Source organism: Pelovirga sp. C15f (assembly GCF_057178085.1).
The window spans coordinates 272,893-298,137 of sequence record NZ_JBXUCV010000001.1 but is presented as its reverse complement, the minus strand read 5'-3'; the positions used below and the strand labels follow the sequence as shown (position 1 = coordinate 298,137).

Annotated in this window: 25 protein-coding genes and 1 other RNA gene; all 26 read right to left on the bottom strand. The window is 51.7% G+C overall.

Annotated elements, in window-relative coordinates; translation table 11 throughout:
- Positions 1 to 16: 16 nt before the first annotated feature.
- The 26 genes from AC1931_RS01450 to tsaD all read right to left on the bottom strand — a co-directional run bounded on the left by AC1931_RS01450 (position 17) and on the right by tsaD (position 25,231).
- Positions 17 to 361 (bottom strand): hypothetical protein, encoded by a 345-nt coding sequence (locus tag AC1931_RS01450; protein WP_483875447.1) that lies wholly within the window; start codon positions 359 to 361, stop codon positions 17 to 19.
- A gap of 24 nt (positions 362 to 385) precedes the next feature.
- The gene (locus AC1931_RS01445; protein WP_483875446.1) at positions 386 to 1,819 is read right to left on the bottom strand and encodes a hypothetical protein; all 1,434 of its coding nucleotides are present in this window, start codon (positions 1,817 to 1,819) and stop codon (positions 386 to 388) included.
- A gap of 394 nt (positions 1,820 to 2,213) precedes the next feature.
- Positions 2,214 to 3,782 (bottom strand): DNA primase family protein, encoded by a 1,569-nt coding sequence (locus tag AC1931_RS01440; protein WP_483875445.1) that lies wholly within the window; start codon positions 3,780 to 3,782, stop codon positions 2,214 to 2,216.
- The gene (locus tag AC1931_RS01435) at positions 3,783 to 5,252 is read right to left on the bottom strand and encodes a toprim domain-containing protein (protein ID WP_483875444.1); all 1,470 of its coding nucleotides are present in this window, start codon (positions 5,250 to 5,252) and stop codon (positions 3,783 to 3,785) included. It lies immediately after the preceding gene.
- Positions 5,253 to 5,283: 31 nt separating this feature from the next.
- Positions 5,284 to 5,721, bottom strand: a complete 438-nt coding sequence (locus AC1931_RS01430; protein ID WP_483875443.1) for a hypothetical protein — start codon at positions 5,719 to 5,721, stop codon at positions 5,284 to 5,286.
- Positions 5,722 to 5,890: 169 nt separating this feature from the next.
- The gene (locus AC1931_RS01425) at positions 5,891 to 6,148 is read right to left on the bottom strand and encodes a hypothetical protein (RefSeq protein ID WP_483875442.1); all 258 of its coding nucleotides are present in this window, start codon (positions 6,146 to 6,148) and stop codon (positions 5,891 to 5,893) included.
- A 246-nt stretch (positions 6,149 to 6,394) separates the two neighbouring features.
- Positions 6,395 to 7,066, bottom strand: a complete 672-nt coding sequence (locus AC1931_RS01420; RefSeq protein WP_483875441.1) for a hypothetical protein — start codon at positions 7,064 to 7,066, stop codon at positions 6,395 to 6,397.
- Between the two features lie 180 nt (positions 7,067 to 7,246).
- Positions 7,247 to 7,633 (bottom strand): hypothetical protein, encoded by a 387-nt coding sequence (locus AC1931_RS01415; RefSeq protein ID WP_483875440.1) that lies wholly within the window; start codon positions 7,631 to 7,633, stop codon positions 7,247 to 7,249.
- Positions 7,634 to 7,709: 76 nt separating this feature from the next.
- Positions 7,710 to 7,928: a helix-turn-helix transcriptional regulator gene (locus AC1931_RS01410; protein WP_483875439.1), complete on the bottom strand. Its 219-nt coding sequence runs from the start codon at positions 7,926 to 7,928 to the stop codon at positions 7,710 to 7,712.
- 2 nt (positions 7,929 to 7,930) lie between these two features.
- Positions 7,931 to 8,134 (bottom strand): helix-turn-helix transcriptional regulator, encoded by a 204-nt coding sequence (locus AC1931_RS01405; protein WP_483875438.1) that lies wholly within the window; start codon positions 8,132 to 8,134, stop codon positions 7,931 to 7,933.
- Between the two features lie 128 nt (positions 8,135 to 8,262).
- Entirely contained in the window at positions 8,263 to 9,012 is a 750-nt protein-coding gene (locus AC1931_RS01400) for a hypothetical protein (protein WP_483875437.1), read from the bottom strand.
- A gap of 108 nt (positions 9,013 to 9,120) precedes the next feature.
- Positions 9,121 to 9,588, bottom strand: coding sequence for a JAB domain-containing protein (locus AC1931_RS01395; RefSeq protein WP_483875436.1), 468 nt, complete (start codon positions 9,586 to 9,588; stop codon positions 9,121 to 9,123).
- 74 nt (positions 9,589 to 9,662) lie between these two features.
- Positions 9,663 to 9,866, bottom strand: coding sequence for a hypothetical protein (locus AC1931_RS01390; RefSeq protein ID WP_483875435.1), 204 nt, complete (start codon positions 9,864 to 9,866; stop codon positions 9,663 to 9,665).
- Positions 9,867 to 9,934: 68 nt separating this feature from the next.
- On the bottom strand, positions 9,935 to 10,111 hold the full coding sequence (locus tag AC1931_RS01385) for a hypothetical protein (RefSeq protein WP_483875434.1): 177 nt from the start codon (positions 10,109 to 10,111) through the stop codon (positions 9,935 to 9,937).
- A gap of 9 nt (positions 10,112 to 10,120) precedes the next feature.
- Positions 10,121 to 11,356: a tyrosine-type recombinase/integrase gene (locus AC1931_RS01380; protein WP_483875433.1), complete on the bottom strand. Its 1,236-nt coding sequence runs from the start codon at positions 11,354 to 11,356 to the stop codon at positions 10,121 to 10,123.
- A gap of 232 nt (positions 11,357 to 11,588) precedes the next feature.
- Positions 11,589 to 11,945, bottom strand: a transfer-messenger RNA (tmRNA) gene (ssrA, locus tag AC1931_RS01375).
- 242 nt (positions 11,946 to 12,187) lie between these two features.
- The gene (smpB, locus tag AC1931_RS01370; protein ID WP_483875432.1) at positions 12,188 to 12,643 is read right to left on the bottom strand and encodes an SsrA-binding protein SmpB; all 456 of its coding nucleotides are present in this window, start codon (positions 12,641 to 12,643) and stop codon (positions 12,188 to 12,190) included.
- A 16-nt stretch (positions 12,644 to 12,659) separates the two neighbouring features.
- Complete coding sequence (locus AC1931_RS01365; RefSeq protein WP_483875431.1) at positions 12,660 to 13,109, bottom strand: SoxR reducing system RseC family protein; 450 nt, start codon at positions 13,107 to 13,109, stop codon at positions 12,660 to 12,662.
- A 2-nt stretch (positions 13,110 to 13,111) separates the two neighbouring features.
- Positions 13,112 to 14,395 carry an amidohydrolase family protein gene (locus AC1931_RS01360; protein WP_483875430.1) on the bottom strand — a complete coding sequence of 428 codons (1,284 nt, stop codon included), beginning with the start codon at positions 14,393 to 14,395 and terminating at the stop codon, positions 13,112 to 13,114.
- Positions 14,395 to 16,044: a pyridoxal-dependent aspartate 1-decarboxylase PanP gene (gene panP / locus AC1931_RS01355; RefSeq protein ID WP_483875429.1), complete on the bottom strand. Its 1,650-nt coding sequence runs from the start codon at positions 16,042 to 16,044 to the stop codon at positions 14,395 to 14,397. Before panP ends, AC1931_RS01360 begins: the two co-directional genes overlap by 1 nt.
- Positions 16,041 to 16,892 (bottom strand): pantoate--beta-alanine ligase, encoded by an 852-nt coding sequence (panC, locus tag AC1931_RS01350; RefSeq protein WP_483875428.1) that lies wholly within the window; start codon positions 16,890 to 16,892, stop codon positions 16,041 to 16,043. Before panC ends, panP begins: the two co-directional genes overlap by 4 nt.
- Positions 16,893 to 16,902: 10 nt before the next feature.
- Positions 16,903 to 17,706, bottom strand: a complete 804-nt coding sequence (gene panB, locus AC1931_RS01345; protein WP_483876154.1) for a 3-methyl-2-oxobutanoate hydroxymethyltransferase — start codon at positions 17,704 to 17,706, stop codon at positions 16,903 to 16,905.
- 319 nt (positions 17,707 to 18,025) lie between these two features.
- Complete coding sequence (locus AC1931_RS01340) at positions 18,026 to 22,783, bottom strand: NAD-glutamate dehydrogenase domain-containing protein (RefSeq protein WP_483875427.1); 4,758 nt, start codon at positions 22,781 to 22,783, stop codon at positions 18,026 to 18,028.
- Positions 22,784 to 22,893: 110 nt separating this feature from the next.
- Positions 22,894 to 23,694, bottom strand: a complete 801-nt coding sequence (gene rsmA / locus AC1931_RS01335) for a 16S rRNA (adenine(1518)-N(6)/adenine(1519)-N(6))-dimethyltransferase RsmA (protein WP_483875426.1) — start codon at positions 23,692 to 23,694, stop codon at positions 22,894 to 22,896.
- Positions 23,691 to 24,221 carry a DUF2062 domain-containing protein gene (locus AC1931_RS01330; RefSeq protein ID WP_483875425.1) on the bottom strand — a complete coding sequence of 177 codons (531 nt, stop codon included), beginning with the start codon at positions 24,219 to 24,221 and terminating at the stop codon, positions 23,691 to 23,693. Before AC1931_RS01330 ends, rsmA begins: the two co-directional genes overlap by 4 nt.
- Entirely contained in the window at positions 24,218 to 25,231 is a 1,014-nt protein-coding gene (gene tsaD / locus AC1931_RS01325) for a tRNA (adenosine(37)-N6)-threonylcarbamoyltransferase complex transferase subunit TsaD (protein WP_483875424.1), read from the bottom strand. Before tsaD ends, AC1931_RS01330 begins: the two co-directional genes overlap by 4 nt.
- Positions 25,232 to 25,245 lie beyond the last annotated feature (14 nt).

Sequence of the window (25,245 nt, the reverse complement as noted above, 5' to 3'; positions counted from 1 at the left end):
GCCCGCTCTGCGGTGGTCAGTGTAAAGCGCCAGGATCTCCCGGCGGCGTCGTGATCAGCCTCAGATCAGGCTTGAGGTTTCGATCGGGATCGTTGCCCCTGGCTGCAATAAACGCGCGGGTTTTTTTGATGGCCTCGCCTACCAGGTGCTTGTTGGTGCCTGGCGGGCTGTCTACTGTATCGATATATTCCAGCAGGGCGCTCTTATAGTCCGGATCTTTGTCGGTGTGGATGGTTGTCGTAAAAAAAGCCAGACTGAGGGCAATATGGTTCAGGGCCTCTAGAGATTCTATCTTACTTTTCAGTTCCTTGTTGGCTTTCATCTGGTTTTCATTCACGGTGATCAGCTCTTCCATTTTCACGGTGTCTCTCCCTTGGTTGTGTTGTTATTCAGTGCGCTCAGCCTTTTTGATGTAGTCCTCGCCACCAGCCGAAAACTGATCAGGCATTGCGGGAATATCGCGAACGGCCGCAGCGGCCCTGTTAGCTTTTGACCTCATCTCCTCAAGGATGGCGTTGATCCGCTGCATCTTATCCCCAGCGATGTCTGCCGCTTCAGCGGTGCCGGAAAACGCGATCCGCATCGTACCGCCGGTTTTTTCTGCTGTCGCCCCTGCTTCTTCTGTTTTTTTGCTGAACCCCTCGGCGGCCTCATCGATAACCCTCATCGCGTTCATCGCCTGGGTTGAGACGGTGAAACCTTGCGCCTTGGCCAGGTTTTCTGAGATGTTGGCGGTGATCTTTTCAATGCGCTCAGCCTGGTTAACTGCGTTATAGGTCTCTCGTATGGTGTTCTGCTTTGTATCACGTTGCGACATGAGGCCCGCCATCTCAGCGCCGCCACTACCGCCAAGCTCCTGCAACCTTTTTATTTTTGCGTTGATCGCGTCAAGGTCTTTGACGTGCCGGGCCAGCAGCTTTGACAGGGAATCTTTTGTCAGGCTGTTAACGATAGATACCGCGCCGGACAACCCCCTGCTGATAGCAATCACCGTCTCAGCAACACCACCCAGGACAACAGCGGCGGCCTGAAAAACAACGGCAATGCCTTTCGCGGTTTTTGCTGCCCAGACATTTAGATCCTGGCTCTTGATAAAATCAAAAGCCTTGTCAAACGCAGCCTTAATTCCAGGAGCCAGACGAGCGGTAACATTTTGAAGAAAATCCCGAAAAACACTTTTTATCTTTGCCCAGGCATCATTTGCAGCTTCAACCCCAGCGGCCTGGGCGCTGGTAAGTTTTAGCCCGAGCTTTTCAGCATCGCTTTGCGCCTGGCGCAACCCGGCAGCCGTAAGGTTAGCCATTTTTGCACCACGGTTACCAAAAATCTCCATAGCGCGGTTTGATCTGTCAAATCCGATAGGGAGCTTGTCAAGAGCGCCAACAATGGCATCAAAAGCCTTTTCCGGCCCCATGCGTTTAAGCTCTTCTGCATTGAGTCCCAGTCTCTTGATGGCGTCTGCGGCGCGCTTATTGCCATCAGCGGCGTCGTCTATTGTTCTGTTCATGGTGCGCAGGACAACTTCTTGCTGCGCAATATCAACACCGGCATCCCGCATGGCATCGCTGGCGGCGGCAAACTCCTTGTTCATCCAGCCGACCGATTTTGATACTTTGGCCTGTTCATCGATCAGACCGGCCATCTTCGAGCCCAGGGCGGCAAGTCCAGCGCCCAGGGCAGTGATACCAGCCCCAGCCCCAGCAAACCCCTTGAGGGCCATCGCGCCAAAACGCTTAATGCTTCCGCTGATCTTTGTCAGCACTCCGCTTACCTTGTCTTTGCCTGCAATGATCAGCTGAATTGTTCTTGATTTGCTCATAAATTCTCCTTGAAATAAAAGCCCGCCTCCCCCTGAACCGGACAAGAGAAAATGTCCAATCGTTCAGGAAATGGCGGGCTTGTTGGCTGCGGACCTTCGGGACGATATGCGGACCTTTGGTTGTGTAATCGTCCGCGCACTAACCTACTATATATATTATTGTTTTTATCTTTTCTGGACCTTTGGACCTTTAAAAAGGAGAATATGGGAAAAAAAAGAAAAGTAAAAAGGGGTGAAAAAATATAGAGAATATATGCAAAACACCCCCCAATGGTCCCGACCGGCTGAATTGTCCATGTAATTTCAACTGGTTGGAGAGCGGACAATCGTCCCGAATTGCGGACCATTGAAATTAAGAAGTCCTTATTTTTAGGTGTATTTGCCTCTTTTTTAATCAATCTAACCCCCCAAGTAAGCCGACACCAATGTAACGATATGTCTTGCCATGGCCTTTTTGGTCTTTTTCAAAGCGCCGGGTCATGGCCTCGCCGAACCGTTTTTGTGTCGGTACTTTGTCGCTGATATTTTCGGTATACCAGTTATTAAAAACCTTATAGATCGCTGTTGCCGGAGCCTCTTTTCCTTCACCAATGACGCAACAGGCTTCAAGGAACTCAGCCAGATCGTCCTCTGTTCGGCGATACTCTGCGGTTGCGTCAAGAATGGCCGGTGGTGGTTTCAGTCCGTCCCGCTGCCACTCCAGGGCCCCACGCACTAACCATGCAAGAATACCCGGAGCCTCTTCGAGCAAGGTTTCATCGAGCTTGCGGTCAATCTTTCGCTCGTTTTTTGCCAGCGGTGTTTCAACAAATGTGATCGGAAAGTTAACCAGGTGCAGCCGTGACCAGAACGCCTGATCATCGGCGTTAGCCCTTGGCTTAAAATTGGTCAGCATGACGAGCAGATGAGAAGGTAGAAAACTGGTATTGTCTCGGTCGTGCGGGTTCCTGCCGGTCAGTGTGTCGCCGCCGCTAAGCCATTTTACCCGCGCCGCAGAAAACCGGCGGTTTTGATCGGTCTCGCTGGCAAACGCCAGGCGCAAGCCCCGCAGTGACATGATATCCGGAGAGGGGCCCGCAGCGCTTCGCGGCCCCTGGTTAAGCAACATTTCAGATTGAATTGGACCGGCAAGCGGGCCAAGAACCCGCTGCAGGGTTTCGATCAACAGCCCTTTTCCGTTTCTGCCACAATCACCAAACAGCAGCGCAAAAACGTGTTCACTGGTTTTGCCGGTGATCCCATAACCAAAGAGCCGCCGCAGGTAATCGGCCTTGCTCTGGTCGTCGGCCATAATTTCACTGGTAAATTGTTCAAACCGTGGCGCCTCAGCATGTAAGCCTTTCCACTCGGCATTTGCTGCTTTGCTCAACAGATCGTCTGGCCGCCCTGGTCGGTGTTCTCCGGTTCGCAGATCAATCACCCCATTTTTGCAGGCAAGCAGCCATTCGCGAGCGTCTAGCTGATCACCGACAACGGTCAGGGATTGATCGCCGATTGTCGCGGCAAACTCCAGGCAGGCTTTACGCCCGCGCGTGCTTCTCAGGCGTTTAATGCGCCGGCTCAAATTGTCAACCTTGCCCTGCAGATGTTTTGCTTCTGGGCTCTCCCCTTCTTTGTCGCTGTTTTGGGTAGCCCGCAGTTGCCGAAAAATGGCGCTGAGCTCCTTGGCATAACAAGCCGCCACTTCTTCAACAGCGTTGAGGGCGCGTCCGATCTGATCGCGTTGCCAGTAGTGCCCAGCCCAAAAAAGCCATTCTCCTGCGGTGGCGTTATAGATATATTTGCCCCGGTGAAGGGCCGCAAACAGCAGACCATCGCCGCGCTCATTATTGTTAAGGCATTGATTGACAAAATCGGAATCAATCTCTTGAGGCTTGTCATGCTCTGCGGTGGTGCTGCCGTATTTTTCCAGCTCAGCCGCTGCCGCCGCTTCAATCTGTTGTTGCAATTCTTGTGCGTCCATCTATTGCCCCTTCACTGACAAGACCTCGCCGCCACCCATGACCGATTTGATCATCAGGGCCGCTGCCGCTTCTTCTTTTTTGCCCTTGAGCTGGGCCATCTCGTAATAATCAAAAACAGCTCTGCCGGGGTTTTCTGCCTGGTATTTTTTGACATGATCCTGATCAGGAACGATGGCGTAAGGGATTCCACCCTCGCTGATACCCTCGATAATGACCGGGGCCGGTTCTTGCTCCTGGTTGATCTCGGCGGCCTTCTCTGCTGTGCGGCCGCTCATGCCGACTTTTTCGGCGGCTAGGTCGCGGGCTTTGCCTTCGGTGGTCGGTGGTAAATTTTCCACCGAGCTATATTGATTTGTTCCCGGTGAAATTCTCCGCTTCGCTCTCTCCGATTCAATCTCTTTGAGCTTCTTTGGCTCTTCTGGCGCGGGTCGGTCGAGCTGCATTCGCAACCCTTCCGGCAGTCCGGCCTTGATCCACTCCAACAAATCAAGCCCTGCCTGCCATGCGTCCGCCGGATCCTTGCCGCCTACAACCGGCCAGCGTTTCGCTTGTGGGAATTGATCAAGCCACCAGCGAGCGGCCTTGGCACCTGCTTCGTCGCTGTCCAGAGACACCAGCAAACAGGCACTGGAGCGCAGCATTGTGGTTGTTTTTTCGTCAGGTTTTGCGCTGCTATTGCCAAGGGCAACAACGGACACTGATCCTTGTGTTTTTTGAGCAATCAGCATGGCATCAAGCTCTGACTCAACAACCACCCAAGCGCGGGCATCCCCCCTGATCGTCATTGGTGCCGCGCTCGATCCCGGCAAGACATAATAACGAGGGTCACCCACCGACCGCCGGATCCGGACCCGCTGCAGGTGTCCATCTGTCCCAAAACAAGGGATCAGCAGGCCCCCAGGGATCCAGAGTTTTTTCTTTTTTCCATCCTCTTTAAATACATCCTCAAGCCCCCAGGCAGACCGGGTGCGCCAAAAGTCCTCAGGTGTAAAACCAAGACAAAACCGTTCAACAGCTTCACCATCAAGCCCGCGGGCGGCGAGGTATTGCCGCATTGCCCCGCCTGGCTCACTTAGCAACTGTTCATGCGCCCACCCTGTCAACTTCTCCGCGTGGTCAGTCCAAAGGGCCGCTGGTGCTGTTGCTGGGCTGGGCTGCCATGAGTCGTTCAATGCCTGGCGGGGCAGTCGCGCTGTTTCCAGGCCGGTCTGCTCTTTTGGTTCAACACCTGCAGCGGCGCAAGCGTCACGGTAAGACATGCCCCCGGCGTCGCGCAGGATCTGTATTTCATCTCCTCGCTGATCGCACTGCCGACACCACCAGTTGCCCTTGTCCGGCCAGATCCGAAACCGATCAGACTCTGCCCCTTTGCCGCCATCGCCACAAAAAGGGCAGGCGCAACAGTATTCGCCACCACTGACGCGGCGAGGCATTAAGCCCAGGCTCTCGACTGTTGATAGAATTGCCACTAGCGCTGGCCCCTTTGAAGTTTTCGCAGGGTCATTGTTGGTCACCGAAAAAAAGGCTAAAAATTCCCAGATCTTCGCCTTTGACGTACCAGGTATTTGCGCCCGACGTGCTGCACCTGACAATTTTAGCGGCCTGCCTGATTGAAATATTAAAACGCTTGCAAGCTCCAATCATGACGATCTGTGCCGGGGTCATTTTGACGCCATGTAAATCCGACCCGAACCAGCGGGTAAAAACAGCCCTGCATTTATTACAGCGCCCCTTTTTACCGGATAAGATTCGGTCCTTTTGACGATCTGCAAGAGCAACATGACACTTCGGGCAAATCGACCATAGCGGATCAGGACAAACCAGCGGCATCATGCGCCAGGCGCACATTTCACTGTCGATCATCTCGGCCAGTGCTGAAAGAATTACAAATTCCACCAGTGGCGAGGGCTGATCATCTGTTGTTTTTGCTAAGCTCATGTCAAACTCACCGATACAGATGGAAAAAGGGAAAGACCTATTTTGTTTGCGTGTGGTCAGTTATTGAGGTGCGAATATCCCGCAATAGCAAAGACCCCAGAAGGACCCGCTAGAAAATATTTGCCGAGTGCTTGACATCCTGCAGCTCTCAAGCTCAGCGCGTGCCCGCTCATTGATTACCTTTGAATGGTTTCTTTGATCCCTCGGAAGGGGTGCGGGGTTTTGTCTCTGCGTGCTGATAGATTCGCTGCCGCACAACGCGACGCAGATCAGCGGCCTGCTCTTCGGTCAGATCTGTTGCTAGCCCCTGCCCTGGTGGTAATGCTGCCAGTATTGGTTCAAGCTCAAACCTGACCGAACAGATAGACATCTGAGCCGCTGCCGCGAACTCCTGCTCGACAACCTGTTGAACAGATAAGTTTTTCATTTCTTTCCTCTCAGTTGGTTGACCTTCAACCCTATGTATTAAAACTGAGCCGTATTGCGAAACTCTTCGCCGGGAGGCTCGATCCTGCAGAGGTGAATCACAGCCCTGCTACCGGAACGCCCGGCAGCTTTTGACACAAGAAGAAGTTATGGACAGTCATCGCGTTGCGGCGAGCGACGCCGCCGGGAAAATGACTAAGGCCCTGCTACCACAACGACGTGGCAGCTTGAGCTTGAAACCATAAGGCTAGATAGATATTCCAGCGTCCCGGAGCGCTGATTCAGTTTTTTCAACATCAACAGAGATCATATTTCCTGAGTTATCTTGGATATCTCTTGATACAACCCAATCAAAGCCCCCCGTTGACATCTGTTGCCCAGCATGTGCAGGCAAGTCAAAAACAGGAATATTCAATTTCGCGTGAAATCCATCAGGGCAAAACCCTCGCCCGTATTGCCCCCGCGACAAGATCGACGAAATTGCAATAAGACTCCGGAATTTTTCAGCTACTACTTGGGCAGCCGCAAGATACTCGCTGCCAAGCTTGTTGGCTTCGGCCAAAAGGACACTGACAGCAAGCTGGTTTTTCTTGTGCTCAGCAGAAACAACCCTTGAATTTGCTGCCGCCATTTTTTGGTTATAACCATCGACCAGGGCGGGAAGGTCATTCAGGTCATCACGTTCAGCCTTGAGATTCGCCAGCCTACCGCGTGCACTGTCATCACCATCATCGATGGCAATCAAAGCTTCTTTAATTTTTTGTTCTAGGCTTTCCGCATGGCTGGTGTCGTTCATCAGTTTGGTCTTTTGGGCAACCAGGTTCTCATATTTTCCACGGTCATCCAGGGCTGCCCGGTGCTGATCTTCGAGGGCAACAAATTCGTTCAGTTGTTCTTTTGATATGCTGATTTTTTTCATTTTGTTCTCCATTCGTTATAGGGTCTTTGATAGTGACATTAATCGGAACTTCAGAGGGTTTGAGCTTACCGAACCAGGCATGTCGGCGGCCTTTTCTTTTCGTGCTTTCATCGGCCCGAAGATAAGAGGCTCCAATCAATCCTTTATTTCGCTTATACTTGCCCACTACCCTCTCCTTAATCAGCTCCCAGATGGCAGATTCTTGATCTTTTGCTGCAGTGATTCGATTGAAGCTCTCCCTCTAGGCGCTCCCGGATCTTTTCGAGAGTCCTCCAGGTCAGCCTCCAAATTTTTAAGCGTTTGCTTCAGAGATTCCCATTTTTGCCATAAGCCAGCCCGCTCCTGTGCATCCACACGGGCAGATGCAATGCGCTCGATCAGCTGGCTCAGGGTTTCGAAATTACCGCGGCCATTCTCTATCTTTGCCCGCTCCTCGGCCTCTTTTTCTTCGAGAGTCGCTAAAACGTCAGGGCCAAGCTTTTTTATATTTAGCTCCACCTGGTTGATTTGATTTTTGACATTGTTGATGGCGGCGATTCGATCGCGGTACTCATCGTTGATGATCATTTTCTTGTCCTTTTCGTTAGATAAAAAAACCGCCTCAACCCCTTGAACCATTCAAAGGGCGGGCGGTGCGTGTTGCTTAGGTGGCGCAGCTGTCGATCCAGGCGGCCAGTTCGCTGCGGCGGTACAAAATAAGAGCGTCGGTAATTTTACGCGGACGTGGAAAGCCTGGCTGTCTTTTGATTCTCCAGAACGTTGTCCGGCCACAGTTACCAAAAAATTCAGCAGGGACGTCTTGCTGGCGAATAAAATCAGCGCCATCCGCAGGGGCAGCTGTTTTTTTTGCGTAGCGGGCCATTGCTAACTATTCCGCCGGTCGGCAAGCCAACGCTTAACCTCGGAGGTAAAATAGCCACGGTTGCGCTCTGATAAAGTGATTGCTTTTGGAAATTCTCCGCGATCTTCTAGGCGGCGAATCGTTTTAGGGTGCAGGCCGACAATTTCGCCTATCTGCCTTGAATTGATGATGGGGTCGATCTTTGTAGGGTCATCTTTAGTTGGCATTCAGTCCTCCCATATCGATTAAGCCCTGCTCCGTGAGGGCCTGTCTTGATATGGGTAGACTTTATGACAGGTCTTTTTATTTATCTAAGGGGAACAAAAAGATCGTTTTACCCCCCCATTTTTTTGTTTTAGATAAATCTATCGTTATATTTTTTTAAAAAGTTTTCATATTTTTTCTTATAGCGCTCCTTCTCTTTTGGTGAAGGCCTTTTCACTTCGGGCAAAACATCATCATTAGACTCACACAAAAAAAGAAACGCCTCTTTAAAATCGCTTTCAAATAGTTCAACCGGGAAAAATGGGCTGGTTTCTTTTCTAGGGAATGCCGCTTCTACTGTTTTTTTGTTCGAGTCGGTTTCCTCATAGATATCTTGAATGTAGCTTGGGGATAGGTATTTGATTTTAGGATCAGGCCCAGTACCGTATGGAATCCCGGACCTTGATAAAAGCATATAACAGAACAGAAGAGGAAACCCTACAATCTTATTGAGAAAAACCACCATACAAACGATGCTCATTTGAGTTGTCAGGCTGTCAAAAAAAGCAAAGGGGCCGCTTCTTCCCTGTGTTTTATTTAACCCCATAATACAATCAAGCGTTCGCTCCCCCTCCTCTCTGCTATATATTTCATATACTTGTGAAAGCTCCTTGTGGGCCCACATTGGGACATGAAAACCCAGAGTAAAAGAAGAAATCACAGTGTCAATTAATAGTAGCTTGTTATAATCTTCCCCGCCGCCCTGCTCATACCTGTCCTTATATGAGGCTAGAACTTTAGCGGCAGCAATAAGTTTTATTTTGTGTTGAGTGTTTCCTGAATAGGGCTTGCTCTGAGCTTTGTCGCATAGGTCGGATAATTCTTTGTCAAAAACATCCATCAGTCACCACCCTTCTATGGTAGCCCCTCAAAAAATCACCCAGGCGGGCCGGTGAAGGGTTCCGGCGTTCGGCGGCCAAACCTAGCCTGGGCAAAGTGGATTTTATCGCTATAGTTCGCCCCTGTCGGCAAAAGAGCAGTAACAATCATCGCCGACAATAAGATGATCCAGGACCCTGACCCCGAGCAGCTCCCCGGCAGCCTTCAGCCGGGTGGTTATTTCTTTGTCCTCATGGCTCGGGGTCGGATCGCCAGAAGGGTGGTTGTGGGCGAAAATAACGGCATCAGCATTGTTAAGGAGTAGCCCTTTAAACACCTCACGCGGATGCACAATACTGGCATTTAGACTGCCGACAGAAACAACTTCATAACCGATAAGCTTTCTTTTGGTGTCAAGGTGAAGGCACCAAAACTCCTCGCGGTCAAGCTTCATCATCTGTTTTACATAGGCATAAACCAAGTCACTGCTCCGGTAAGTTTCCGGGCTCTCTTTGACGTAACCCTGTTTAGATATTTTCAGCAAAGGTAGCCTTGGGTAGCGTTTGACAGGTTGTGGTGATAACATCGCTTTAGCCATGGTTGCCTCCTAAGTAGGCGGTTGTGGTAAGGCTCGGCCTGGTGGGCAAACACCAAGCCGGGCCGCTTCAATTTTTACAAGCAGGGCGGCACCTTCTTTATCAGAGCCTCCTGCTGGTCAATGCTCAACTTATCCCACCCCGAAAAAGTCTCGAGCCGTTTTAACATTATTCTTTTTGATTCAGGGCTCAACCCCCTGAACTTCTGGATGATCTCTTTTTCTTCAAGGTTTAGGCAATAGTGTTCAGCGATGCTTGGTGATACAGTCATACTAGCCATGATAGCCTCCTCAGTAGGTTGTTGCGGTCAGGCTTGGCCTTGTGCCTCATACACAAGGCCAAGCCGCTTTATTTATTTTTGGTTTTGCGTCGCTCCTCCTTTGCCGCAAAATCAGCTAGGGCAGCAGCCCTGCGAATAGCGTCGCGCTGCGGTGGAGCTGCTGTCTCAGATTCGCCAATCAGGGCGACAAGCAGCGCCTTTACCTCGCGGATTTCGTTCAACACTTGCGTGCAATCGCACCCCATAGTTCCCCCTTATTCGTTGTTGACTCGACCCCGTAGCGGCAACACCTTTGCGCCCTTCTTGAGTCCATCCAGGTAGTCAGCCCATAGTTGCATCATTTCTTGTCGCTGCTTGAGGTGGGAGGTTCTGTTATAAGCTCGGCCTAGCGGATCGCGAACACTGTGCGCCAGCTGCTGCTCTATAATTGCTGGCGGCACCTGCAGGACCTCATCCAATAACGTTCTAGCCATCGCCCTGAATCCGTGGCCGGTCATTTCTTCCCTGGTGTATCCTAGCCGCCGGATGGCCGCATTGACGGTGTTATCGCTCATGGCGCGTTGACCTGATCGAACACTAGGGAAAATATAGCGATCATCGCCGGTTATGGGTGAGACCTCACGCAACACATCAAGAGCCTGGCGCGACAAGGGCACCACATGCGGCGCTTTGGTTTTCATCTTATGGCCGGGAATGTTCCACTGTGCCGATTTAAAATCAATTTCCCGCCATTCAGCATGGCGCAGCTCACCAGGGCGAACAAATGTCAGGTAGGCAAACCGCAGGGCACAGCGGACCACTTCAGAACCCTCATAGTCATCGATGGCCCGCAGGAGCTTTGCAACCTCTTTCGGTTCGGTCAGGGCCGCCAGGTGGTTTTTACCGGCGTTCGGCAACACTCCGCGCAGATCGGTGGAGGGATCACGTTCAGCCCTGCCGGTAGCGACTGCATAGCGAAAAACCTGCCCGCAGATCGACTTGACGCGGTGGGCAGTCTCAAGGGCCCCGCGGGTCTCAATGCGCCGAAGAACGGCCAGCACTTGTGGCGGTGTTATGTCATTGATGGACACCTGCCCCAGCCATGGGAAAACGTTCAGCTCCAAGCGGCGCAGGCTGGTCTTGGCGTGCCCTTCGCTAACTTCCTTGGCGTGCTTCATCTCGTACCACTCACGGGCGATTGTCTCAAACAGATCAACACCGCTGGCGACTCTTTCTCTCTCTTCTTTTTCAGCTCGCCGGAGCTCTGCAGGGTCAGTGCCCGCAGCCAGGAGGCGACGCAGCTCAAAATGATCCTCGCGGGCATCCTTGAGGGATCGTTCCGGATACCGGCCCAGGCTGATCATGTTTTCTTTTTTACGAAAGCGATAGCGAAACCGCCACGACTTCACCCCGTTCGGGTCGATCTGCAACATCAGACCGCGGCCATCGGTTATTCGATACATTCTTTCTTTTGGTTTGGCTGATCGGATCTGGCTGTCGGTGAGTTTCATTCTTACCCCTCTTTGTTGCAGGTTTTTAAGCCAAAATGCGGGTAGACTTTTTATGTTATGTGGGTAGAAAACCAACTTTACCCGCACTCTACCCGCTTTTTTGACAAACGTCAAGCAACACCGAGGAACACAAACGAACACAAACGAACCAGCAAAAATAAGGTAAATAGCTGTTTTTAGTGGTTTTTATACAAAAAAAGCCCAGCCGGTAAGGGCTGAGCTTTTTTATGGTTGGTGGAGGTGGCGGGAATCGAACCCGCGTCCGAAAGCTATCCGCGTAAGGCGTCTACATGCTTAGTCTGTTAATTAAATTTAACCTTGATCAGGCTCCTACAGACAGGATACGGATCAGGCGAGTCTGCTTTTAGTCTCGTTTCGAAGCCACAGTCTTTCTTCAAAACCAGCCCGCTTCAATTAACGTCCCGAAAGCCACACAGGCGATGGGTACCAGGACGTAGCAGCAATTAAGCTGCTAATGCGTAACTAACGTCAGAGTCTGCGTTTAGTTAAGTTGGGCTTTTTTACGGAGCCCGCCCACTCCGGCATGCGGCACTTCGTTTCCTTCCCCCGTCGAAACCTTGACACCCCCATTAATAAAGTTGTTTAACAGCAATGGTGTAATTATCTCAAAAATAAACAAAAAAAGCAAATCAATCCCGTATTTTTATACACTAAAAGAAGATCCTTGATTGTTGAAATCGAAATCGAGATCGAGAACAAAACAGGGAATTCTCTAACCAGAAAGGATCAGGCAATCTACAACAGCAAAAACGATCCCGATAGCGATTTCGATTTCGATTTGGAATTAAGAACCGGTCTAACCATTCCTGGCTATCGCGTATGTTGTTTTACCGCTTTGGCCATTTCACGGTCGGCTTCCTTGCGCTTTAAGGTTTCGCGCTTATCATGGAGTTTTTTTCCGCGCCCGAGGCCAAGCTCCAGTTTGACGTAGTTATTTTTAAAATAAATCTTGGTCGGTATCAGAGCCAAGCCTTTCTGCTCGGTCATTCTGATCAGCTTATCGATTTCACCATGATGTAACAATAACTTGCGCATCCGCGTTGGATCGTGATTTTCGCGGTTGCCGTGGGTGTATTCGGCTACATTCATGTTATTGATAAAGACTTCACCGTCCTTGATACGGCAAAAGGCTTCTTTCAAATTGACTTTGCCGGCACGGATCGACTTGACTTCCGTTCCGGTCAACACCAGACCAGCCTCAAACACATCACTGATAAAATAATCGTGATAGGCCTTTTTATTGGTGGCGATAATTTTGATTCCCATTGCTGGATATGTCCTTTTACTGCTGTTTTTTTATCTCTACCGCGACGATGACCGGCATAAACGCATCCCGGTTAAGACGCCGGGTCAGGTAACAAATCAAACCGAACACAACCAGCATGGTGGTAACGGCAGATAAAGCCATAAGCAATTCCGGATCAATGTTTATAAACCCGGAACGGCCAAGTTGCTGTCCGAACCCGGCACCGCCAAGCAACCCCAGTACCGGGAGGATATAGAGGATAAAAGATGAACGCAAAAATTTTCTGCTGCTGGTAGCCAACCTGACCCGGTCATGTTCCATTGCATGCGCATCGTTACGCGCTTCGACCTCTCGCAGTCTTCCTTGTCCCGGCTGACACACACTGACTGCCTGGCAGGCGTCACAGGCTGTCTGTTTGTAACATTGAACCAGAGCGATACGCCCGCCCTCGCGCAGCGCGATAACGGTTCCGAACTCCTCAATCATGGCTATTTAACCCCGGAAAGCTGTGGAAGTCCATCACGGTAGATTTGCATTATATCATCCGTGGCAATCCCGGAGGTGAAATATTCATACGCTTGGGTGGCTGCACAGCCAGGAGCACTGACAACCTGGAAGCTGCTCCTTTTACCCGCGCTCAAACTGCCATAATCATCACCGACCCCAAGGGCATCGGCTCCCTGTTGGGTTGCCATCGCAAAAACTGTCGGTGCGTCGAGCTCTCCTGCAAACCAGTGAGCGGCAAAGTGCATTTCATCCCAGATTGACAGGCTGTCATTGCTGGCCAGGCTGTCGGTACCAAGAGCAAGGTTGACGCCGGCCTTCAGCAAGCGACCGGCAGGTGCCTTGCCGACCTTGAGGCGTTCATTACTGCGTGGACATAGCGCCAGAGACATCCGGTTATGCGCCAGTACGGTAATATCCTTATCGTCAAGATGGACCCCATGGACCAGTAGATTCTCGGGAAACAATCCACCCAGCTTTTCAAGATATCTTACGGGAGTCAAGCCACTCGGTGGGGGGATAAATCTCTGCCAGTTGATGGCCTGATAAAACCGATCGGCTAGTGGCCCCCGGCTGTCGCGGGTAAACTTCAACTCGTCTTCTGATTCGGCAACATGGGTGCAGCAGCGTAGTTCCCGACGTTTACAGAGATCATAGATGTGGCGCAAATAAAGATTGCTGATTGTGTAGGGAGAATGGGGTGAAATGCCAAGCAAGGCCTCTGCTGCAAACGGCTCGGCGAGGATCTGGTACAGGGACTTTTTCAGGCGACGGATCATCGCCGGATCCTGGCCCAGGGTTTCAAGAAAAACGACTCCGGCCAGTGGTGCACCTTGATAGGCGCTACGGGCGCTGTGATGAGCAAGGATGTCACCAACTACCCCGGTGCCGGCTCTGATGGATTGTTCAATGCCGTTAATCACCGCATGACGATAAGAGTCTGGATTGATCTTTTTTTTGACCTGAATCAGCTTAAGAATCCAGTCGACAAAGCTTTTGTATTCTCCTGTCTGTTCGCCTTTAACATCTGCCCAGCAGGGAAAATCGGTGAGTTCCAGGTGAGTATGGGCGTTGACAAACAGGGGAAGAATAATTGCATCGCCATAGTCTTTTACCGCGACGCCAGGATGGCTTTTTTTAAGGGCGGGCAGGTCTTCAACAGCGACGATCCGATCAGCATGGCAGAGCAGTCCCACACCTTCGAGCGGAGGGCGACCAGCCGTCACCAGAAGTCTGGCAGTAATGATCTGTGGTTGCTGCGATGGCATCAGCAGATCTTCGGTGCTGCCAACTGACAGATTTCTGCTATTGAAGAGAGCAGCGCTTGCAGGTCAGGGGAAAAAATAATTTCAAGCTGTTCCGCCAGCACCGCTTCAAGGATGTCATCTGTTGCCAGTGGGTTGGCCAGGACGACACGAAAGACGGTAATCTGTTCCTTTCCATAGACCGCGCTTCGCAGACGGGTTCTGGAAACAAAGGTTTTGCCGGCTTCACGTTGACGTTTTTGCACCTCGCGGGTCAGTTGATCCAGTAGATCGTTGACTTTTTGTCGGTGTTGCGGGTCAAGCTTCGCCATCTGCTGCTGCAACCAGGCAGGGTGGTAGCGGTAGGTGAGGATATTCAGTTCCGGTGCCGTGACCAGCTCAAAATCGGGATGAGCGCTGATCATATCGGCAAAACGCCGGGCCTTTTCTATCCCCAGATCAATCAGCAACTCATAACCCCGACGACCGATGATCGATAATCCGGCGTGAACCAGCATCGCTTTACCCGGACGCGATCCCTCAAGGGTGTGACTGCCCAGATCCTTGGAACCTTCCCGCAGAATGTAGTTGGCATGGTGCTGAATCGCGGTCAGAGTATGGGGGTCTTTAAAGAGAACCATCCCTGCCCCCATCGGCACATAAAGCTGTTTGTGAGCATCAATGGTAACGGAATCGGCCTGCTCGACACCACGCAACAAATGGCGATGGGTGTCGGAGAAGAGGGTCGGTCCACCCCAGGCCGCATCTACGTGAAAATGACAACCGACCTCGGCGGCAAAGTCAGCCATTGCCGCCAGGGGATCAATATGGCCGGTTTCTGTGGTACCGGCAATGCCGACCAATGCCAGAACACGTATATTCTGCTGCTGCAGCCTGTCATATTCCTCACGCAGAGACTGCATATCTATCCGGTTATTGAAATCCGTATCGACAAGAATCAGTTGCTTGCGCCCGATACCCAACAGATCAACGGCCTTGCCAAGGGAATAATGGCCACGGCGTGACACCAGGACCGCCAGGCCGGCACAATTCAGGTATTCAAGGGCTCGCGGCAGGCCTTCGATTGCCAGTCCCGCGAAATCGTCCCGAGGCCCACAAAGGCGGTTACGGGCCGCCCACAGGGCAGTGATGTTGGCAATGGTTCCACCGGAGCAAAAGGCACCAAGGGCGTGGCGGCTGTCGTGAATCCACTGCTGATAAAAGCTGTCATCACCAGCATAAATCAGCCGATGCAGCATGGCCAACACCTGCCGCTCCATCGGGGTGAAGGCTTTGGAGGTTTCAACTTTAACCAGATTCTGATTGAGGGCCATCATGATGCGCGACAAGGGTAACATAAAATAAGGCAGCGCCGAGGTCATGTGACCGATAAAACCTGGGGCTGCCGTGTGAACCGACTGGGCAACCAGTTTTTCCTTGACGAAGGTAGTGTACTCGGACACAAAGGTTGGTTCATCAGGAATACGGCTGTGAGAAAAATCCTTTTCGATGTCCTCCAGGCTGCGCTCCAGAGTGACCACGTGTTCCTGCAAAAAATCAGCGACGTTCTTGGTAATGGCCTGATCAATGGCACCCAGGGTTGAATCGGGGGCTTCCGGTACGGTAAAGATCCGGTAGAGGTTTTCAAGATTGGCCCGTGCGGTTTCAGTCATGGCAGATCCATCAGATAGCCGTTGTCAATCAGACGCGTCTGACCGACAAATGCGGCGATAAGCAGCACCGAATCGCCATCGATCTGCTGCTGCGGTTCAAGGGTTGATTGATGACAGATGGCAACGTAGTCGCTACGAATGCGTGACTGCTTACCCAGGTGACGAGAAACGGCAGCAATAACTGTCGCGGCATCGGTCTGCCCCTGTTTGACCAGTTTCTGTGCCAGGGCTATCCCCTGCGACAAGGCCAGGGCTTGCTGACGCTGCTCGGAATCGAGATAGACGTTGCGAGAGCTTAGGGCAAGGCCGTCTGATTCACGGTAGATCGGCATACCGATAATCTCGACCGGCAGATTCAGATCCCGGGTCATCTGCTGTACCACCGCCAGTTGCTGAAAGTCTTTCGTACCAAAAACAGCAACATGGGGTTGAACAATATTGAACAGCTTGGTGACAACGGTGCAGACCCCACGAAAGTGGGTCGGGCGGCTGGCACCACAGAGCCCGGCGCTGACGCCACTGACATTGACATCGGTGGCATACCCCCGCGGGTACATGGCTGAAGCTGACGGCGCAAAAACGATATCGACCCCGGCGTTTCCGGCCAGGGTACAGTCCTGCTGCAGATCGCGCGGATAGTCTTCAAAATCCTCCCCCTGACCAAATTGGGTCGGATTGACAAAAATCGAGAGGACCAGCAAATCACCCCGGTGCCTCCCCTCTTCGAGCAGGGACAGATGTCCGGCGTGGAGAAACCCCATCGTGGGGACAAATGCGATGGTTTCACCAGCAGCACGTGCACTCATCATCCGCTGCTGCATCAACTCTATGGATTCAACAATCTCCATCCCTTAGCACCTATTTGAAGGAATGATCATCAGTCGGAAAAATCCCCTGCTTGACTTCGTGAATGTAGTCTTCGATACCACGCGCAATTAACGGGGCAACATCGGCATAGCGCTTGACAAACTTGGGCGCATATTTGTCATAGAGGCCCAGCACATCATGAATCACCAGCACCTGACCATCGCAGCCAATACCGGCACCGATACCAATCGTAGGAATGGTCACCAGGCGGGTAATTTCCCGCGCCAGTGGCGCCGGAATGCCCTCCAGCACCATGGCAAAAGCTCCCGCTTCTTCAACCGCCCGGGCGTCCGCAATTAGCTTTTGAGCCTGTTCATCAGCCCGCCCCTGGACCCTGAATCCACCCATGCGATGGATCGACTGCGGGGTCAGGCCAATATGACCAACGACCGGTATGTCAATATCGACCAACGCGCGAATAGTGGCGGCCATTGGCACGCCGCCTTCAAGTTTGACTGCCTGAGCCCCACCCTCTTTGATCAAACGTCCGGCATTGATACGGGCGTCGCGAATATCAGTTTGATAGGACATAAAGGGCATATCGGTCACCACCAGTGCCTGGTGGCTGCCACGCATGACCGCTTTGGTGTGGTAGATCATTTCGTCCAGAGTGACCGGCAGGGTGTTATCATAACCGGACACCACCGAACCAACTGAATCACCTACCAGAATGATATCGATGCCCGCCTCGTCCATCAGGCGAGCAAAGGGATAATCGTAGGCTGTGAGGACAGCGATCTTGCTCTTGTCCAGTTTCATGCGGGCAATATCAAGGATGGTTTTTCGTTTTTGCACCATAAAGTATCCTGTTTTTCTAATAAAAAAGCCTTCCGTCGTAACGAAAGGCATCAGTCGAAGCATCAGGCTTCGCTGAAAAGAATACCATTTCGTCCCGGTCTTGATGATCCAGGCGATATGTTGTTCGGTTAAACCACCAGACTGGACTCCGGCACACGTTCCGGGTCCCTGGGTTCAGTCACGTTTCAGTCAATACCCAGGATAATAATTACCACACCACCAATATCGTTGCCAATCATCTGGACAAAGCCGCCCATCTTTTCCCCTCTGCGCCGACAAGACAATCAGTTTCCACGCAGCAACAGCTGTTTTTTCTTCAGGACTTGACCAGTCCCTCAAGATGATGCAGCAACACCGAAAACGGGTGAAAGTTCTGCGGTTCCTCAGCGATCAACGATTGGCGTGCGCTGTCAAGGAAACGTATCTTCGCTCGTCGCTGGCTGAAAAACGCTTCCGGACGCGCTACTGATTCCGTCGCCACCTGGTACACCAGGCTGACATTGACCGCATGAAGGCTGCTGATTAAGGATTCACGAGCCTGACGATCCCAACTGTCACGGACCGGCACTTTCGCCAGTTGTTCCAAGAGCACATCAATCTTGACCTGCTGATCGACCATAACCTTGATCTGAGCCAGAGCTTCCAGACTCTGACCGGAGCGGTCGACCATACACAAGAGCGGCAGAAAGTCGACCAGGTTATCCAGCACCGAAAACTTGTAGGCAAGGTCTGGATTCAAGCCCTCATTCTGCAGGGTGCTTTTAAGTTGTCGGCATTCCTGCCAGACATTGGCCGGCAATACCTTCGGCAACAGGCCCGCATAATCATTAAGTTGGGCACTGATCCGATCAAGATCGGTGGTTGTCGCCGGAATTGTCATGCCGTTGCCAAGGGCATAGACACAGAAGGTGGCTAGAATGTTTTCAAGGCGCAACAGCAGCTCGTATTGACGCGCTGCCGACATCCGGTTATCTAATGAATAAACCGCATGACGTAGTTCAGGGCCGCTGAGCAGACTGTCAAAAATCAGATAGGCATTGGCGACACTGACTTGCGAACGCCCGGTCAAACGACTGGCGGTCTGCAAAAATGCACTACCAGCCTGATCGACGACACGGTTGGTCAGCATGGTCGCAGTAATTTCTCGCGCCAGCGGATGATGGGGAACCTGCTCTGCATAGCGTTCACCAATTTCTGCCGGGAAATAATCAAAAAGGAGTTTTTTAACGACCTTATTGTCCGGCAGCTCTGCATCGAGCAGGCCGCGATACAGGAACATCTTACTATAGGCCAACAGGACCGCCAGTTCCGGGCGCGTCAGGCGATTGGGCTGACGCAGTGCCACGTCTTTGCGACTCGGCAGGCCCTCTCCGCGACGATCCAGCAACCCGGCGCGACTCAAGCGATCGATCAGCTCCAGGTGCGGTTCAACATCATTTTCGATGCGCAACTCATCCAGAGAGATAGACAGCGTCTGGGTATAGTTGTTAGTCAGTACGTCCTGGCAAACGGTCTCCTCAATCTCTTCCAGCAAAGCGTAACCGGCCTTGAGTGATTTAACTTTCCTTTCCTGACGCAACAGGCGTAACAGTATCTTCAGGTTGACCTCGTGATCGGAGCTGTCAACACCACCTGAATTGTCGATGGCATCGGTATTCACCCGGCCACCATTAAGAGCAAACTCTATGCGTCCCGCCTGGGTTAGGCCAAGGTTGCCCCCTTCACCTATCACCTTGGCACGCACCTCAATACCATCGGCGCGCAATCCGTCATTGGCCCGGTCACCGGCTTCTTCATGGTTCTGGGTTGAGGCTTTGATATAAGTACCAATACCACCGTTCCACAACAGATCTACCGGGGCGGTGAGCAACAACTTTATCAAGCCGGGAACGTCAATACTGCTCTGGCGCACACCCAGCCACTTGGCCACTTGCGGCGTCAGGGGAATCTCTTTGAGTTGGCGCGAATAAATGCCGCCACCGGCAGAAATCAGTTGACTGTTGTAATCTTCCCAGGTTGAGCGCGGCAGGTTGAACAGGCGCTGACGCTCCTGCCAGGACGTTTCCGTATCGGGATCAGGGTCAAGGAAAATATGACGGTGATCAAAAGCCGCCAGCAGACGAATTTTTTTCGATAACAACATGCCATTGCCAAAGACGTCGCCACTCATGTCGCCAATGCCGACCACGGTAAAAGGTTCTGTCTGAATATCGCGTCCCATCTCCCGGAACAGGCGTTTAACGCTCTCCCAGGCACCACGCGCCGTAATCCCCAGCTTTTTGTGATCATAACCGTGAGAACCGCCACTGGCAAAGGCGTCACCCAGCCAGAAGTTGTAGGATTCACTGATTGCGTTAGCAACATCGGATAGATGAGCCGTGCCCTTATCGGCCGCAACCACCAGATAGGGGTCATTATCATCATGGGCAATCACCCCGACAGGACGGACGATTTCATTGCCGACCCGGTTATCAGTGATATCCAGCAGACCACGCATGAAGGTCTGGTAGGCCTCCTTGACGATCTGCCCCATCTGCTCGCGATCGGCACTGCTGCGTTTTGTAACAAATCCTCCCTTGGACCCTTCCGGCACAATCACCGCATTTTTGGTCATCTGAGCCTTAACCAGACCCAATACTTCGGTCCTGAAATCATCCGGCCGGTCGGACCAGCGGATGCCACCACGGGCCACCTTGCCGCCACGCAGGTGAACACCTTCTATCTGCGCTGAATGAACATAGACCTCGTAGAGCGGTCGCGGAGTGGGCATATCGATAACACCCAACGAGCTGATCTTGAGGGAAATAAGATAGTCTTCCTGGTCGCAGCGCACAAAAAAGTTAGTGCGAATGGTGGAATCAATCAGATTAAACAGGGTGCGCAGGATCTTGTCTTCATTGGGGTTAGTGACATCTTCCAAGACCTTGACCAATTCCTGTCGCACCGGCGAGAGCACCTCCAACTCACGCACCATCGGATCTTCCCACTCTGGTGCCGGCTTGAAACGTCCTTCAAAATAGCGATACAACAACTGCGTTGCAGCGATATTATTGGTCAAGGTTTCTGCTACCCGTTTTTTGGAAAAAGGGCTTCCTAATTGCAGATAATAATTTCGATAGGCCCGGAAGACATCGATCTGACGCCATGAGAGTCCGGTTGGCAACAACAGCTGGTGGAGATAATCATTCTCCACCTCGTTACTTTTCAGCGCGCGCAGGGTTTCGATCAGTGGTGTTTTAACCTGTGCCATTGGCAAACTTTTAGCGGTATCAGCGCGCACCGAAAAACTTTTGATATAAACCGGCTGATCGTTAATGACCAGATCAGAATCGACCTGATGCAGCACATACAGATTGAGGTTCTGCAGAAAGGGCATCAGGTCGTTCAGGTAACAACGGTTCAAACTGTAAAACTGCAGACGATAATAATCGCGCTGACCGTGGAATGGCCCCCATAAATCAAAAACATCCTGCTGAAAATGCAGGAGCTTTTCAATATTTCGCAAATCCCGGATGGCAAAACGCGGTTCATTGCGCGCCCGGTATTCTTTATCAAAAGCTTTGATGTAAGTATCCCAGGTCGCATAGGATTCCCTGCTGAAGTTCTTTTCCAGCAGGGTACGAAAACGCAGCTTCCACGGCATGGTCAGACGGGTCAACCCCTGCTCCAGCTTGAGCAGATCAACCTGCACCTCTTTATGGCGCAGCTGCAGGTTGACGTGCAGGGTCAAATAATCCGATGCGGCATGGATGAGGCGAATATCGACGCTGACGGCCTTGAAATAACGACGCAGATAGGCCTCCAGACGCTCAATATGCTCAGGCAGATAATATTCATTAGGCATGATCAGCAGCAGCGTCAACCCCTGCTCCGCGGTTGTCGGTGCGATCACCACCTTGACACCGGCCTGACGGTGCATCTGGATAAAAGAACGCAACATGCGCCGCAATTCATCCTCTTCCATCAAAAAAAGTTCGATTTTGGGGAAGCTGTTGATGATCTGCACCGTCTTACGATAGTTGTGACTATCGCGGACGATATTCAACTGCTGTTGCGCCTTTTCAATTCGCTGGCGCAGGGCCGGGATCATATAACTGTTTTCATCAATGCTTTTTTGCGTGTAAAAACCAAAGAAACAGTATTCGCGGTAGCCACCCTTGATTTTTTCGCGAAATCCGAGATAGGTCAGCCGTTCAAAGCGGTGCAACGGACAACGCAATTCCGTGCGTTCGACGTCGACTATTTTACCATGGCCAAGCAGTGAAAAAACTTTTTCGACACTCAGAGCAAATGGTTTATCAGCTTTGTGAAAGGGCTGGAGATAAAACTCGGTCAACCCCAGGGCTTTGTTTTTCTCTTCTTTGAAGTGACTGATATCGTTACCTGAAGTGTAAGTGAAATTACGCGTGGCAACGGGAATGAAGTTCTCCTGCTTCAACCATTCAAACAGGGCCTGGTGTCCGGAAAACTCTTTTATTTTCAAAAGCTCATCGAATTTTTCAAGCATCGCCGGGCGATCCCGGTAGATGGTCAGAGCCGCTGAAATAATTGATTTAAGTGCCGATTCAATCTCCTCAACCTGCCCTTCAGCGAGACGCTCAAACTCCATCCAGACAAACGACTCACGTGGAAGTTCATCGCAAGCGTTGGTGAGCACTTCAATCATGCCGTCTTTTCTCGCTACCGACAGAATCGGATGGCATACCACGTGAAACTGCAGGGCTCTGCGGTGCAGATATTCCTGCAATGAGAAAAAAATATGATTGGCGTCAGGTGAGTTGGTGAAGAGGCGATAATTTCCTGAATCCTTGAGGGGAAACAGTTTAACCCTGACCTCATGATCCTGTTTAAAGAGAAAATTACCAGCCTCGATCAACTGCTGGGTCAATTCGGCAAAACTCAACTGGGTCAGTAAATGCTCTGGAATCTCCGCGCGCAGGATCTCAGCTAGGACAACAAAGGTATCGAGATGTCCTTTTTGCCCCTGACGCTTCAACTCCTTCTTGATCGCCTCCGGTTCAAACAGCTGTTCATTTTCTTCTATTGATCCGCTACTTAGAACCGTTACCTTCATTACCGACTCCTTTGTTGGTGGGTGAAACGAGCTCTTGTTACTGACAATACCATGTTAACACCTGTGAAATATAAAATAGCCGCGGCCGGGGTGCAATGAGATCGAAAGATTTATTCAGCCGATTCAATGGCCAGAAAGGCCCTGGTCAAAGCTGAAAACTGCTGCAGGCCCAAGGTTTCACCACGACAGCCGGGATCGATCTCCGCCAGGGACAGGGCCACATCGATGTCTATGGCTTTAATCCCGCTGGCCAGCAAACTGTTGCGCAGGGTTTTGCGGCGCTGGGTAAAAGCCCCCTTTACCAGTTTTTTGAACAGGAACTCATCACCCGGATCCACACGGGGCGCTGCCAGCGGGACAAAAGAGAGCACCAGGGAATCGACCTTGGGAGGTGGATTAAAGGCTCCGGGTTTGACCAGCACAACTTTATTTATATCATACCAGAGCTGGCACAATACCGAGAGGATACCATAATCTTTGGTGCCGGGCCGGGCCATCAGACGTTGACCCACCTCGCGCTGAAACATCAGAACCATCCGCGCAAACAGGGGACGATGATCCAGCAGCTTGAAAATGATCTGACTGGAAATGTTGTAAGGCAGGTTGGCAACCAGAGTGTAGGGAGGCTCAGTCAACAGATCAGGCCAGGACAGCTTAAGCACGTCGCCCTCATGGATGATCAGACGTTCCTCCTGTCGCTGGTGCAGCAGCGTGATCAGATCACGATCGATTTCGATTACTTCAACCCGACCTACTTTCTCAAGCAGCTGGTCAGTAAGAACCCCCAGCCCGGGTCCGATTTCGACAACCGACTGCTGGCTTTGAAGGCGGGCGGCGCCAATAATCTTGGCGATCACCGCGGGATCATGTAGAAAATGCTGGCCAAAGCGTTTTTTTGTCTGATAGCTCATGGCTTCTCGTTCTTGCTGTCGTGAGGTAGCAGCTTGCGCAGGGGCTTGGGCCAGCGTGGTATCCGGTATTGGCGTAACCAGGGAATAAGACGTAAGGTCAGGGCATAGCTGATCAACGCCAGCGGCAGACCAAGAACGACAGAGCCGAGCCCCAACGGTAAACCCATCTGCAAAGCAGCACCCCAGGTCAATTCACGATTAAACATGAGGATACCGATGGGCGGTTTGCCAAGCAGCATGCGGCCGATTTCGTATTCAAGAGCGTAAATAAAGGGCGCAGTAAGCGGATTGGTAACCCAGACACCCACGAAAGTAGCAATCTTGTTCTGTTGCAGGACAAAGGCAAAAAGCAGAGCAATCAGGATGTGAAGGCCAAAAAACGGGGTAAACCCGATAAAGACACCAAGAGCCATCCCCCGCGCGATCGCATCGGGGGATGATTTGATTCTCGCCAGGCGGATCAAATGAAGTTTGAACTGGCGAAAAAAACCGAAGCGCTGCCAGCGATTAGTAGAGAAGTCGGTCAAAGGGAAACCTGCTCCAGAGGCCAGCTGGACACCGCATTAAGATCAAAACCGGAGCTTTTGCCGTGGCTTAAATAAAAGTCGGCGGCCACGGCAATCATTGCTGCGTTGTCAGCACACAACAAGGGTTTGGGGAAATAAACCTGCGTCTTTGTTTCAGCAGTAAGGTCAGCAAAACGCTGACGCAACCCCGAGTTACAAGCAACCCCGCCGGCAACAACAATTCGTACCAGCCCTTCCTGCTGTGCCGCGCGTAGAATCTTGATCGTGAGCACATCGACCACCGCTTGTTGAAAAGCACTGGCAATCTGTCCAACCTGCTGTTCATTCAGTGGTTGCGGCAACCCCTGAATGTGACTAAGTACAGCGGTTTTCAGACCTGAAAAACTGAAGTCATGATTGTCACGATTGAGCAAAGGGCGAGGAAATTTAATATCACCACTATCGTACCTGGCCGCAAGTTTATCGATCAGCGGGCCACCAGGGTAACCAAGTCCAAGCATCTTGGCAACCTTATCAAAGGCTTCACCGGCAGCATCATCGATGGTACGCCCGAGCAAACGGTAGGAACCGATTCCATCAACGCGATACAGGTGAGTATGTCCGCCGGAAACCGCAGCTCCCAGAAACGGACAGGAAACCTCCTGTTCAAGGCGGATCGCCTGGATGTGTGCCTCAATATGGTGGACCCCGATAAAAGGAATATTCAGGGCATAGGCAAAAGCCTTGGCAAATGACACACCAACCAGCAGGGCACCGGTTAACCCGGGGCCACTGGTCACGGCGACCCCTTCAAGATCCTCCGCCGTTATTCCAGCACGTTGCAGGGCTTCGTCAACCAATGGATTGATTACTTCCAGATGGCGGCGCGAAGCCAGTTCGGGCACTACCCCACCATAAATTGAATGCAGATCAATCTGTGACGAGATAATATTCGATAAGACCTCGCGACCATCCCGGACAACGGCGGCGGCAGTTTCATCGCAGGAGCTTTCCAGAGCCAGAAGCAACATCACAGATCCTTATC